The sequence below is a fragment of the Mesorhizobium sp. M0292 genome, assembly GCF_040321695.1.
In the GTDB taxonomy this organism is placed as follows: domain Bacteria; phylum Pseudomonadota; class Alphaproteobacteria; order Rhizobiales; family Rhizobiaceae; genus Mesorhizobium.
The window spans coordinates 15,243-27,353 of record NZ_JAMYSB010000019.1 but is presented as its reverse complement, the minus strand read 5'-3'; the positions used below and the strand labels follow the sequence as shown (position 1 = coordinate 27,353).

The window sequence follows — 12,111 nt, the reverse complement described above, 5'->3', positions numbered from 1 at the left end:
ATCAACCGGCGGTCTTCGCCTCGGCGATGCGGTATCGTCGTTGTCCGTCCTTGCCGGTTTCGCTGAGGATTTCGTGGCCGAGCTTCTTCTTGACGGTGCCGGAGAGGAAGCCCCGCACCGAGTGCGCCTGCCATCCCGTCGCTTCCACGATGGCTTGGATCGTAACGCCCTTGGCCGACTTCAGCTTCTTAATGACAACGTCGGTTTTTGTCGGCGCCGCTGGCGGCTCGTCCTTAGCTTTCTTGGCCATCACAGAGGTGGTCATACCGGACCTTTGGCGCGGCTTGCGGGTCGAGCTGCTCTGGTTGAGATTAGTTGCCGTTTCGCCGGACTGGGCGTCGTCGGCATCGGTCGTCATGTCATTGAGGATAGCCATTTCAAATCTCCGTCAGTTCGAAGCCGCCCGGACCATTCCGGCGCTTGTACTGACCGAAGCCCGCTGTCCTGGCGGGCTGGAGATTCTGCTCGGTCTTAATCCGCTGCTCTTCTGCTGCGCGGAAACAGCAATGCTTCCTTGCCGTATGAAGTCCAGTCGAATGTCGCTCCCTCGTGGTTATTCGACAGGTCCCCGAGAGCACCTTTGCGTCTCATCCCAGACGTTCGAATGATCATTTGGTGATCCCAAGAGCGGTCGTCGATCAGCAGCGGCCAGTTTGGCAACTATGACAGCGCGCATTTTATGAACCGGTCCGCTATGTCTCCTAGGAACATCTGATTCACATAGTGCCCGGTCGCTTCAGCGTGCGAGCGGGCCAAACGCGGCAGCTCCGTTACCGCGCGCTCGACATCATCGAGACCGATCGGCTTTTCCGACTCTGGCGGATCGATGCGAATGACATTCTGCTTGCCGACGAGAAGGTAGGCCTGGCCAAGGGCGTTGTGAGACTGCGCCTTCGCCGCTGCGCGAAAGATCATCGGCGCCTTTCCCAGGCCGGGAAAGATCCAGCGCCACAGTCCACCGTTCCGAACGCCTTCGTCCAGCCCAAGGACCTCGTCACCGGTGCCGATGGACAGAATGCGAATGTTTTCTCGCGGAAGATCATAACAGGCGAGCGCATCGACCACGGCGTTCATGACAGGGTTGTTCGCCCAGATGCCCCCGTCGATCATTATGTGGCCGTCGTTCTCGACCCCCGGGTAGTATCCCGGAGCCGCTGAAGTGTGGAGTGCCACGTACGCTGCCTTCGCGTGCCGATCCTTCTTGTAATCGGGGTGGTGCGGGGTCTTGTAGATGTAGGGCTCGCCGTAACGGCCCTCGAAGCTCGGAATCACAAGACGCGTCGTCGCATCATCCAGAAGACGCTCGCCGAACACGTTCAGAAGTTCGTCCTTCAGGACGCTCTGGTCGTGCTTCGGACGCTGCAACCACCGTGGGAGATCGAAGATCCCTTTGCCCTTCGGAAAGATGACAGATCCCCGCTCGGTGTAGATCGCGGCAGCCTGCCGAGCCGTCATGCCTACGGCGAGTGCCAGCGCGATGATGCCGCCAGTTGAGGTGCCGGTGATCATGTCGAAATGATTGGCGATCGACTGCCCGTTCAGGAAGTGCCTTTCAATCTCGGCGAGATAGGATGCGCCGAAGACGCCCTTGATGCCGCCGCCATCGATTGACAGGATGCGGAAGATCCGACCTTCCGGCCACGGCTCCCTTTTCCGCGTTTGCTGAAGAGTGCCGTCTGAACGGCGAGGCGGATGATGGTCATGGTGCAACTCCTGCTGTAAGAGGGGTCGGGTGACGCCCACCGCCGGTCCAGCGCCCGGTCATGAGCCACAACTCGTAGCAGGCGAGCCAATCGGCACTCCAGGGGACGATCGTCTGGGACAGGTGCATGGTTGCATCCCATTCACCCGCAGGCGGGTCGTAGAGGCAGAGTCTCGGGTCGCTGTCACGGTCATAGACATGGGGAAGCGAGCCCTCCGGATTTTCCGGCAGCCTGATCAAAGCCGGAGACAGAACCCGCACCTCGGGCGCATAGTCCACCCGGTAACGGATCTCGATCCGATGGATCTGGAATTGCTTCAGGTCACCGGTCCAGCGAGCCGCCCTGTCGCGGCGGGAAAGGTGACTGACCCGAAAGCCGGGCCAGTCACGCTTCATTGAAGCGACCTGCTCCTCGATCGAGATTGGTCGACTATTCATCAACCGGATCTCCGAAGAAGGTGTGCGGCTTGGCGACGACCGGAGCCACCGATGTGACGATCGTGGCCGCAGCCGGCAGGAGAATGCTGCCCTTCTTGCTGTAGACCTGCGACCCTGCCACGATCCCAGCGCCGGTGGCGTCCGCCATTCTGTCAGCCGCGCGCGTCACCACGCGGTCGCCAAACATCTCGCGCAGCCAGTTGCGAAGCTTGACGGGGTCCAACTCGCCGCGCTTGGCGCGCTCGATGCCGGCCACGAGATCGTGGAGATAGCGGGCGAACTGGTTCTGCTGATCCAAGTTCTCGGGCCAGCGGTCGGTGAAGACGTCGGCGCTGTAGGTCGGATTGACGACGTGAAGCTTCTGACGGTTGATCGTCGCCCGCTCGATCTCGCCGATGATCCACCGGCAGATGCGGATCAAGATGTCCGAGAGATTCATGTCGGGAAGCGCCGCCGCGCCGGCAAAGTACGACAGCATCACCGACGGCGGGATGCGGCCACTGTAGTTTGCATAGCGAACGTTACGATAGCGCTTCAGCAGTTGCAGTGCGACGGTTGCCATGTTCTTCACAACGAACTGCGTCTGATCGGGAACTTCGTCGACATCGGCGTCCGCGCGGATCCTCATACGATCGTCGCCGGACCAGCGGTCCTTGAAGGCTTCGATCACACGCTCTTCGTTCGGAGTCGACGCCATGTACCATTCCGCATGGCCGTATGCGTTCATCGGTACCATGCAGTCGTCATTCGACGGCAGCGGCCCTTTCGCATGGGTGATCGCCGACTGGCGATCGGTGGTGCCGTAGTCGCGAAGCGCCGGCGTCACATCGAGATGCATGTTGTCGGCGTAGAACAGCGTGATGCAGCGGGTCTGCTGAACGATCTTCTGAACTGGATAGTCCTTCAGGGCCGCGGCGAGCGCCTTGAGGATCCCGAGCGGCGTCATGTGACGATATTGACTGCCGAGCTGGGCTACGATGTCGATATCGTATTCATCGTCGGTACCGCGCGTGGAGATAGTCGCGTCGATCGCCATCGATCCCTGTACATAGAAGTGCTCGATCTGATCATGGAACGACGTCGTGCCTTCCAGGTACTCGCGCACAGCCTTGTAGCGCTGGCAGGCCTTGCCATGGAGGAACGGCGGCAACTGAACGCTGAAGGCGATTTCCGCCAGGATGCGATCAAGCGGATCTTCAAAGGGGTTCTTCCCCTGGTATGCGAATGTAGTCATAGTTATGTTCCTGAATTCGAAGGTTTCGGAAATGCTTGGGGGCGCTCTAAAAGAAAGGCGCGGGACCTCGGAATTCAGACAATTTTATTTTTTGTCTGAATCCGTTTTGGTGCGCGCATAACATTCATGAGGAGAGCCGACGGGATGTTGTGGGAGACGTCGAATGGATGCCGAAATCGGCATTAAGCGCATACCTTGCTCGGAAGAGGAGGTAAGCGAGTTCTTTGATCGGATGACGTCTGTCCAAAAGCGGGACGCTTATCAGTTTGCCGTCAAATGTTCGGCGGCGTGCCTTGCCGACGCTCACGAACTGATCAACGAGGCCTTCGTGAGGATGTGCGACGGGCGCCGTACGCGCCTAAGCGACAATAACGACCTGTTTCCGGTTCTGATGGGCACGATCAAGAGTCTGGCTTCCGACCGTCACTTCGTCACGGAACGCGCACGGATCCGGCGCATGGGTTCCGGGAAGGAAAAGGGCAAGTATGGCGTCGTCGAACACGACGCCGATCATGGGAGCATTAAGATCGACAAGGCCATCGCCGATACCGACGAAGTCACCGATCGAATGGATCCAGACGAATATCGGAAGGCGCTGCTTGCCGACATCGCCGGCGATGCGGAGTTCGAGTTGCTTTTCGAGGGCATGTCCGCCTCGTTCATCGGAAAGGACTTGGCCGAATGGATGGGTATGGACACAGTTGCGCTGGCGACGGTTCGCAGGCGCTTCAGGAGGCAGATGCTACAACTCGGTAAGAGGCTGTCAAGGGTAGCGCGCTAGCGCTAAGCAGATTGGAAGGTCCGCATGTCAGGGAAAGATAGAGAGTGGCTCGGCCACCTGCACGAGTTCCTGATCGACGAGATCGTGCATGGCAAGGATGACGAGCCGGTAGATGAAGCCGAAGTCAGAGCCTTCGACGCTGCGGTTGCAGCCGGACGCTCGCAGCTGGCCAAACGTAAGCTCGAAGCGGCACGACAGGCAGTTCGTTCGGACGTGTTCGCGTCCGCCCCTATTTCCGACTCGGAAATGGGACACGCAAAGCGGCGGCTCACCTCGCTGAGGACCGGAGCCAATGATGACGACGCTAATCTGACGCTCGCCGCCCGCTTTGGTCAGGGTGGCAATGAGGACGATGATGGTATGCTCGAAGACATTGCCGAGCTTGAGCGCGATCGCGACGACAATAGCGGCAAATGATGAAACGGCCAACAAGAGCCGAAGGCCTGCTTCAGTCTTTGGGCATCGACGAGCCCAAAGATATTGATCTCGAAGCGATCGCGTGGCACGTCGGTGCCAAGATCAAGGTTCGTCCCTTGGTTAATTGCGAGGCCCGCATCATCGGGCTTGACGACAAGGCGATCATCTCTGTGAACGCCGCCTCGCCTCCAGAGCGGCGGCGATTCTCGATCGGACACGAACTTGGGCATTGGGCGCATCATCGCGGACAGTGTGCCGTGTGTCGCGCGGCTGATATCGGGAACTACAGGAACGAACAAGCGACAAAAGAGCGGGCCGCCGACGCATACGCCGCCGATCTTCTCATGCCGTGGTATCTCTTCAAGCCTGCGGTGCGCCTGCACAAGCGCTTGGACATCAATGCGCTGCGGGCCGTAGCCGCGCTCTTCTCAGCGAGCCTGACCGCAACCTTAATCAGGATGATCGATAGCGATCAGTTCCCTTGCAGCATGGTCGTCACTCACCGCGCATCCGGCAAGCCTTGGGTCACGCGGGCTCCCTCGATGCAGCGTCGCTGGTTTGCTCGCGAGGACCTCGATTCGGGCTCGTTCGCGTTCACAATGATGTACGGCAATGATGCTCGAACAGAGGGTTTCCCGCGGAAGATCGGCGCGGACGCATGGTTCGATCATCACTCGGCAGCTGAGTTCGAGATCACCGAGCAATCATTCAAGCTACCAACTGGCGACGTGGTTACGATCCTGAATCTGCCCGAAAGGATGGCTGGCTGACCGAGTGCCAATTATTCGGTGGTTGACCGCATTTCCAGGATGATGATCAGTTATTTTCTAAGCTACGGTACCAAAAGCGCACCTTCCGCTGACGGCCCCACCCAGTCATGGCCGCGGGACATCACATTCATCGGCATCGACTATGGCGGCCATAACCTCGGACCGATGAGGTCCGGGATCCGCCGCCCTCGAAATCTAGACGCGGAAACCGTTCTCCGCCGCCTCCGCGAGCTCTCTTCGGATGCTTGATCGGATTTCCGACGCTAGCCGGTCTTGCAGGCCTTCGTCGACGTCGTCGAAGTAGATGCGATGGATGTTAAAGCTGGCGGCGCTGGCGACGATCGGCGAGATCGACGCGATGTCGACGATCTTGCCGCCGACTTCCACGTTGATCTGCTGCGGGTGCCCGCCTTCGGCGCCAAGCGGCTTGTAGATCGGGCGCGGATACCTGTCGTAGTAACATGCTTCCGTCCACAGCCCGTCCTTCTTGCGAAGGTCTTGCGAAACTTTCTCGCAGACCTTGTGCAGCACGCCCACGCGCTTGGCGGCGTCGAGACCTTTCATCGTGCCGTCCTTGGCTGCGACCTCGTCCGCGAGTTTCCAGACATCGAGCATGGGGTAGAATTTGCGCGATGTGATGCGGTCGGCAACCGTGCTGATCGACTTGTCCCTCGCTTCCTGGAAGAGGTGCAGCGAGCCCCAAAACAGTGTGTCGTCGAGAAGCAGTGCATTCTCGAGCCGCTCGGGATCCCTGAAGAAGCGGACAAGCGGGTGGCTCGACGACAGGCCGGCGAGCTTTTCGTCGCCCTCCGCGAAACGCTCAAATACGCGACTCATCAGCAGTGAGAACATGTATTCAAGACCCCGCGTCCTCTTGTGCAGGTACAGGGTGGGATACAGTTGGAACAACGTCACTGTGAACTGTTCTAACGAGATGTAGGCTTTGCTGTTTACGTACAGGAATTGGCCGTTCTCTCCGGAGCCGACCTGGAAATTGCGGATCAGCCAGTCGAGATCAAGGCCGCCCGAGGAAACGCCGGCAAAATAGGGGTCGCGCTTGGCGTAGTCGAGGCGATCGGCGTCCAACTGGCTGGAAACGAGCGAGGTGTATACGCACCTCTTGTCTGCCTTATTGATCATGCCGGCCACCATGGAAGGAAAGTCGGGGCCGCCCATCTCGGTCAGCGTCATGGCGATGGAAGAATCCGTGATGATCTTTTGACCGACCTTTTCGTGGTTCACCGCGGCTTGAAGGGCGCCGTCCTCCGGTTGTGGATTGCGCTCCACGAACAGCTCCATCGCACTTTCGAACGCATGGCTGAACATGCCGTGGCCGATGTCGTGGAGAAGAGCAGCCGCCAAGCAAGCCCGTCCTTTCGGGGTCCATTCGCCGTTCCGTGCCTCCGGCTCCACGACGGACAACATGCGCTTGGCTACCGAGTAGACACCCAGCGAGTGGGCGAACCGGGAATGGGCGGCCGAGGGGAAGACGTAGTCGGAAAAGCCGAGTTGCTTGACACGGCGCAGACGCTGGAAAAACGGGTCGGCGAGCATTGACTTTAGCTGAAGCTCCGACTCCCCTTCGAACTCGATCGACCCGTGGATCGGGTCCTTGATCATCTTGGTCATGAAATCCTCCTCAGTCGAAAATTGCGTTATCTAAATCCAGTCATATTCTGCCAGCGAGCCGGTTTCACGCCGACGGAGAGTGAATGGCAGCGCCGACGGGTCGGACGCGGCGACGTCGCGGTCAAAATCGGCGCGACCGTAATTCCGCGGGTAGTATGAAAAGCTCTTGAGCGCGAAATAGGCGTCATCGTCCATGTACCTGCGGGCCAGCCGCTGGCTCGCGGCTTCCGCGGCCTCCGCGGGAAAGTCGGCGCTGAGGTGCATGGTCGTTATCCCGGTGGTGACCGCGGCAGTCTCGTCCACCGGCTGCGCACCGAGAGCGCGCCAGTTGTCGAGCAAAACTCCGGCCGTCTTGGGCGGACCGTAGGCGATGACGGGTCCGACCGACACCCCGGCGATGGAACCGGCGTGTGCGTCGAGCCAACTCGTCGTCTCGGCCACGGTCTCCTCGGTCTCGCCCGCATAAAGCAGCACGTTGACCTTCGCCATCACGCCATGCTTCCGGCAAGCTTCCAGCAATTCCGACGCCCGACGCAGATAGCGGTCGGGGTCGCCCGTCTTGTTCATCGCCAGGATCTGGCGGGGCGAGGCGGTCTCGAGGCCCAGATCGATCACCCGCAAGCCCGAGCCCGCAAGCGAGGCCAGCGTCTGCGGGGTCATGGCGTCGACCCTTGTCTCGGTGCGCCAGGCCATGTCGAGCCCGATCCTTGCAGCTTCGTCCGCCAATCCGGCCGCCCAACGCGCAGTGGGCATGAACATTGACGACTGCAGATAGGGCCGGATCTCCTCACCGCCGTATTGCTCGCTGACCAACGCCATGGATGCGGCCAAAGCGGCTGCGTCGCCCAACTTCTCGACCTTAATGTCCCGCTCCTCGCAGAAAACGCAGCCCATGCCGCAACCGCGCGACGCTTCCACGCTGGGCTGGTATCGGCGATAGCCGTCGACGAGCAGATGGTTCAGCGTGAAACCGGGCGTCGGCTCGGCTACACGCTTCAACACGGGACTTTCGGTCAGAAGCTGCTCGATGACACCTTCGCTGAGGCCCGGGGCCAGTACGTCTGCTTCGGGCAAAAGTCTCCGAAGCCATTCGGGATCGGGTCCGACGACCCACCGCCCGCCGACGACGATGCGGCATTCGGAGTCGACCTCCTTCGCCAACCTGCAGAACGCCTGTGCCCACGGCAACGCGTAGAAACTGGGGATGGAAACCATAAGCGGATAGATCGACGGAAAGCGACCGTTCTCCCGCAACCGGCGAAACACCTCCTCGGGATCACGATGCTCGCCGTGGAAGAGAGCGACGTCGTGACCGGCCAATTGCAGCTTGGTAGCCAAAGACAGGGCGCCGTAGTTCAGATACAGCTGCCGGCGGGCCAACGCGTGGTCGCGCTTCTTGGGCGAGAGCATGCCGGCTGAGACAAAATTGACGACGCTGGATCTAATCATTCGGACCGCTTCCAAAACTCCGGCAGCAGTACATAGGAGGGCGCAATGCCGTTTGTAAGTATCGAGGGCATCGACGGCAGCGGAAAGTCATTACAGGTCGAGTATCTGACCGCCTCGCTTCTCGCGATGGACTTGCAGGTTGTCAAGACCAAGGAGCCGGACGGCGGTTGGATCGGGGCGGGGGTACGGAGCATCTTGGTGGAGCCGAGGCCTAGCCGACTGTCGCCCCTTGAGGAGATGTTGCTGATATCAGCGGCGCGGGTGGACCATGTCAGAAGCGTGATCCGCCCCGCGCTGGACGCGGGTGCCTGGGTCGTCAGCGATCGGTTCCTGGACTCGACCTATGCGTTTCAGGTCTACGGCTCCGACGTTCCCGAGCAGTTGTTCACCCAGGTCGCCGAGGTCGTCGTCGGCGGAACCATGCCCGACCTGACCTTCGTGCTCGATATCGATCCGGCTGCCGCCCTTGAGCGGCGCTCTGCCCGCGGCGGCTCGGGCGGACCGGATCCTTCCGAGGCGACCAGGGACTTCGCGCGGATCCGCGAGGGACTGCTGACCGCCGCCAAGCGCGACCCCGGCCGGTGCCACGTTTTGGATGCGGCCCAAATGCCCGGCAAGGTTTCGGAGAGGATCCTGTCGGTGGTTCTACGCGCCGGGCTCGTCGACGCAGGGCGCCACGGTCGATACGGGTTGTGAGCGAAGCGGACGTGAAGGACTTTCTGGGCGGCTACAGAGAGCATCCTGCTCGAAGTCGACGCGGGCCTGCATAACCAAGCGCACCGTCGAGTTCTACGGAAAGACGGATCTCGGTTCCGCCGGAATACTTTTTGTCAACTTCGCCCGCTCGATCAACAATCGGGTCATCGACCTTTTCGACGACGCCGTCGTGCTGCTAGAAGCGCAAAAGGTGGCCTCCGCGTGTATCCTAGCGCGATGCCTCATCTCGATGATGTACGACGTGTTGCCAATTCACGCAGAGCGGCACCAACATTTCTTGGCCCTCAATTGGCTAAACGACAGCTTTGGTTGGTCGGCCGCCCAAAAGCCGCCATTCCGCTATCGGCCCCCAAACCAGGACGTTCGGTACGCCGACTCTTGATGTCGCCTTCGAGGCGCATTTCAGACATTCAGTCTGACCAAGCTTCAGCGAATAGCTGCTTTGCGCCTCAAGTCGGCCGTTCAGCAGAACTGGGTGATCTCCCGAAAGCTGACATCGCGGCTGTGGGCAAACCGCCAGAAGTGTGTTGGTCACCCTTGCTCAGGAGCCTGGAGCCTAGCGCGGCAAAGTTCCGCGACGAGGCACCACTCTTGGATGGTCTTCACCAGTGAGAAGTGGCACAGTGTCGACTGGTGTGACCTTGTGCTAATGGGCCGGGTCACCAGTAGTCGATCGGCGGATGTTGTCGGCAATCCAATCCTTGAAGACCCCAACGAGAGGGTCGCCAGACCGGTTCGGGGCCGTCAGCAAATAATAAGTTCCTAGCTCGACGTTGGTGTCGAACAGCTCGACCAGACGCCCACTTGCGAGTTCGTCGGCAGCCATCAGCGCGTTTACAAGGGCAATGCCCTGGCCGGCAAGCGCTGCATCATAGCTGATGCTGGCGTCCGACAGGCGTGGGCCAAGAAGGCGATGACTGAGGGGCTCGCCGACAGCTTCGAACCAATTGGTCCATTGCATGTGGTTGCCTTCGTGTAGTAGCGGCGACCTGGCCAATTCGGTCAGATCAGCCGGTATGCCATGCCGGTCGAGCCAATCTCGTCCAGCCACCGGAAACATGCGGGGCCTGATGAGGTGCATCGCACCCTGGGGAAGTCGCTCGAGCACGTTGAAGCCGATCGAGACGTCGGCCTCTGCGCGGGCGAAATCGGGTTTGCTATCGGTCGCGCGAAGCTCGATATCAGCGCCTTCTAATGCGCGTTCGAGGGCGGACAAGCGTGGTGTGAGCCAGCGCGTCGCCAAGCCCGCGATGCACCATATGCGTAACTGTCCGCGCTTGTGCGATGGGCGGAGTTCGTGTGCGGCATGGGCGATGGCCCCGAGGGCCCGGGACACGGTGGCGAGGAAGCTTTCGCCCTCGGCCGTCAACTCGACGCCGCGGGGACCCGCGCGGACAAGGGTGCGACCAAGCCAATGTTCGAGGTTTCGGACGTGGCGGCTAATCACAGTGTGGCTGACGCCGATGTCTTCGGCCGCTCTGCGCATGCTGCCTGTGCGCCCTGCGGCTTCAAAAGCACGCACCATGACCAACGGGGGAAGCCGGTGAGCGTGAGGGCTCGTTTCTGGGGATTTCGGTGCCATAGGGAAGTCCGAGTGGTGCTTCTGATGCACCACGGTAGTTCAATCCATCTGCTTTTCCTAGGTGCCGTGTTGGCCGTATTTTCTCAGCAGACAAGGGGTCTCCATGACAAAGAATGCTTCTCTCCATGCTCGTCGCGGTGCTGCCATTCCGCGCGGAATTGCCAACGCCTTCCCGGTCTATCCGCAGCGCGCGGAGGGTTCTGAGATTTGGGATGTCGAAGGGCACCGCTTCATTGATTTCGCCGGTGGCATTGCCGTGCTCAATACCGGTCACCGTCATCCCAAGGTGATGGCTGCGGTTGCTCGGCAGCTCGAAGCCTACACGCATACGGCCTTTCAGGTGCTCCCCTATGAGCCCTACATCGAGGTCTGCGAGCGCCTCAACGCCTTGGCGCCGTTCAGCGGCGACGCCAAGTCGGTGCTTTTCTCAACCGGTGCCGAGGCCGTCGAAAACGCCATCAAGATTGCCCGCGCTGCGACCGGCCGACCAGGTGTCATCGCCTTTGCCGGAGGCTTCCACGGCCGCACGACGCTAACCATGGCGCTGACCGGCAAGGTCGTGCCGTACAAGAAGAAGTTTGGCGTATCCCCGCCCGGCATCTATCATCTGCCGTTCCCCGCAGAAGACCAGGGGGTTACTGTTGCCGACACGATCAAGGCGATGGATTTCCTGTTCCGCGCGGATATTGATCCGACCGATGTCGCGGCTATCATCATCGAGCCTGTGCAAGGCGAAGGCGGCTTCCTCCCTGCACCGACCGAACTGCTGGTGGCTCTTCGCGCGACCTGCGACAAGCACGGCATCCTGCTGATCGCAGACGAGATCCAGACCGGTTTCGCGCGTACTGGCAAAATGTTCGGCATCGAGAACTCCGGAGTTGAGCCCGATCTGGTGACCGTCGCAAAATCGCTGGCGGGCGGATTCCCGCTGTCCGGAGTGATCGGTCGGGCGGCGATCATGGACACGGTCGAACCTGGCGGCCTAGGCGGTACTTACGCCGGCAGCCCGGTAGCTTGTGCGGCCGCACTTGCCGTACTCGATGTCATCCTCGAGGAGAACCTGCTGGAACGCGCCAAGATCCTCGGCGGCAAGATCAAGGCCGCTCTCGATGGCTTCGCAACGCGGAACAACGTCGTGCCGATCGCCGCAGTCCGCGGCCCGGGTGCTATGGTGGCCTTCGACGTCGTGAGGGAGCGAGGCGGCTTCAGGCCAGACCCAGATGCCACCAAGCGCGTGATCCAAGCGGCTTTGGCCGAAGGCGTGATCCTTCTTTCGTGCGGTGTTGGAGGCAATACGATCCGCATCCTAAACCCTCTGACCATCAGCGATGCCCTCCTCGACGAGGGACTTGCCATGCTCGGTAAGGCTCTTGCATCTGCCAATGTCTGATC

The 12,111-nt window shown here is 60.6% G+C and carries 12 protein-coding genes; 5 read left to right on the top strand and 7 right to left on the bottom strand.

From position 1 onward, the window contains the following. Position 1 precedes the first annotated feature (1 nt). The 4 genes from NKI96_RS24330 to NKI96_RS24315 all read right to left on the bottom strand — a co-directional run bounded on the left by NKI96_RS24330 (position 2) and on the right by NKI96_RS24315 (position 3,290). Complete coding sequence (locus NKI96_RS24330) at positions 2-376, bottom strand: DUF3489 domain-containing protein (protein WP_023727440.1); 375 nt, start codon at positions 374-376, stop codon at positions 2-4. Between the two features lie 284 nt (positions 377-660). Beyond that, positions 661-1,743, bottom strand: coding sequence for a CBASS cGAMP-activated phospholipase (locus tag NKI96_RS24325; RefSeq protein WP_352806577.1), 1,083 nt, complete (start codon positions 1,741-1,743; stop codon positions 661-663). Further along, positions 1,700-2,140 carry a type II CBASS E2 protein gene (locus NKI96_RS24320; RefSeq protein ID WP_023740268.1) on the bottom strand — a complete coding sequence of 147 codons (441 nt, stop codon included), beginning with the start codon at positions 2,138-2,140 and terminating at the stop codon, positions 1,700-1,702. The genes NKI96_RS24325 and NKI96_RS24320 overlap by 44 nt, the downstream gene beginning before the upstream one ends. Further along, positions 2,133-3,290, bottom strand: coding sequence for a nucleotidyltransferase domain-containing protein (locus tag NKI96_RS24315; RefSeq protein ID WP_245275114.1), 1,158 nt, complete (start codon positions 3,288-3,290; stop codon positions 2,133-2,135). The genes NKI96_RS24320 and NKI96_RS24315 overlap by 8 nt, the downstream gene beginning before the upstream one ends. Positions 3,291-3,537: 247 nt before the next feature. Here NKI96_RS24315 and NKI96_RS24310 point away from each other — a divergent pair, with 247 nt between their 5' ends. From NKI96_RS24310 to NKI96_RS24300, 3 genes are read left to right on the top strand one after another with little or no spacing between them, the layout of a single operon-like run. Beyond that, complete coding sequence (locus tag NKI96_RS24310; protein WP_023740269.1) at positions 3,538-4,155, top strand: hypothetical protein; 618 nt, start codon at positions 3,538-3,540, stop codon at positions 4,153-4,155. 24 nt (positions 4,156-4,179) lie between these two features. Next, the gene (locus NKI96_RS24305; RefSeq protein WP_023727435.1) at positions 4,180-4,572 is read left to right on the top strand and encodes a hypothetical protein; all 393 of its coding nucleotides are present in this window, start codon (positions 4,180-4,182) and stop codon (positions 4,570-4,572) included. Next, the gene (locus NKI96_RS24300) at positions 4,569-5,342 is read left to right on the top strand and encodes an ImmA/IrrE family metallo-endopeptidase (protein WP_352762276.1); all 774 of its coding nucleotides are present in this window, start codon (positions 4,569-4,571) and stop codon (positions 5,340-5,342) included. Before NKI96_RS24305 ends, NKI96_RS24300 begins: the two co-directional genes overlap by 4 nt. Positions 5,343-5,537: 195 nt before the next feature. Here NKI96_RS24300 and NKI96_RS24295 read toward each other — a convergent pair whose 3' ends face one another. Both NKI96_RS24295 and NKI96_RS24290 read right to left on the bottom strand, forming a co-directional pair. After that, on the bottom strand, positions 5,538-6,971 hold the full coding sequence (locus NKI96_RS24295; protein WP_023727433.1) for an HD domain-containing protein: 1,434 nt from the start codon (positions 6,969-6,971) through the stop codon (positions 5,538-5,540). A 30-nt stretch (positions 6,972-7,001) separates the two neighbouring features. Then, positions 7,002-8,420, bottom strand: coding sequence for a B12-binding domain-containing radical SAM protein (locus NKI96_RS24290; protein WP_023727432.1), 1,419 nt, complete (start codon positions 8,418-8,420; stop codon positions 7,002-7,004). Between the two features lie 45 nt (positions 8,421-8,465). On the opposite strand from NKI96_RS24290, the gene tmk reads away from it, so the two are divergent. Then, positions 8,466-9,116 carry a dTMP kinase gene (gene tmk, locus NKI96_RS24285; protein WP_023727431.1) on the top strand — a complete coding sequence of 217 codons (651 nt, stop codon included), beginning with the start codon at positions 8,466-8,468 and terminating at the stop codon, positions 9,114-9,116. Positions 9,117-9,783: 667 nt separating this feature from the next. Here tmk and NKI96_RS24280 read toward each other — a convergent pair. Then, positions 9,784-10,719 carry a LysR substrate-binding domain-containing protein gene (locus NKI96_RS24280; protein WP_245275112.1) on the bottom strand — a complete coding sequence of 312 codons (936 nt, stop codon included), beginning with the start codon at positions 10,717-10,719 and terminating at the stop codon, positions 9,784-9,786. Positions 10,720-10,822: 103 nt separating this feature from the next. Between NKI96_RS24280 and gabT the strand changes: the two genes are divergently transcribed. Continuing rightward, positions 10,823-12,109 (top strand): 4-aminobutyrate--2-oxoglutarate transaminase, encoded by a 1,287-nt coding sequence (gene gabT, locus NKI96_RS24275; protein WP_352806570.1) that lies wholly within the window; start codon positions 10,823-10,825, stop codon positions 12,107-12,109. Positions 12,110-12,111: the final 2 nt, after the last annotated feature.

Bases quoted from the DNA above. Each gene is read 5' to 3' on its own strand.
- NKI96_RS24330 (WP_023727440.1), bottom strand. From the start codon at position 376: ATGGCTATCCTCAATGACATGACGACCGATGCCGACGACGCCCAGTCC.
- NKI96_RS24320 (WP_023740268.1), bottom strand. From the start codon at position 2,140: ATGAATAGTCGACCAATCTCGATCGAGGAGCAGGTCGCTTCAATGAAG.
- NKI96_RS24310 (WP_023740269.1), top strand. From the start codon at position 3,538: ATGGATGCCGAAATCGGCATTAAGCGCATACCTTGCTCGGAAGAGGAG.
- NKI96_RS24305 (WP_023727435.1), top strand. From the start codon at position 4,180: ATGTCAGGGAAAGATAGAGAGTGGCTCGGCCACCTGCACGAGTTCCTG.
- NKI96_RS24300 (WP_352762276.1), top strand. From the start codon at position 4,569: ATGATGAAACGGCCAACAAGAGCCGAAGGCCTGCTTCAGTCTTTGGGC.
- NKI96_RS24295 (WP_023727433.1), bottom strand. From the start codon at position 6,971: ATGACCAAGATGATCAAGGACCCGATCCACGGGTCGATCGAGTTCGAA.
- NKI96_RS24290 (WP_023727432.1), bottom strand. From the start codon at position 8,420: ATGATTAGATCCAGCGTCGTCAATTTTGTCTCAGCCGGCATGCTCTCG.
- tmk (WP_023727431.1), top strand. From the start codon at position 8,466: ATGCCGTTTGTAAGTATCGAGGGCATCGACGGCAGCGGAAAGTCATTA.
- NKI96_RS24280 (WP_245275112.1), bottom strand. From the start codon at position 10,719: ATGGCACCGAAATCCCCAGAAACGAGCCCTCACGCTCACCGGCTTCCC.
- gabT (WP_352806570.1), top strand. From the start codon at position 10,823: ATGACAAAGAATGCTTCTCTCCATGCTCGTCGCGGTGCTGCCATTCCG.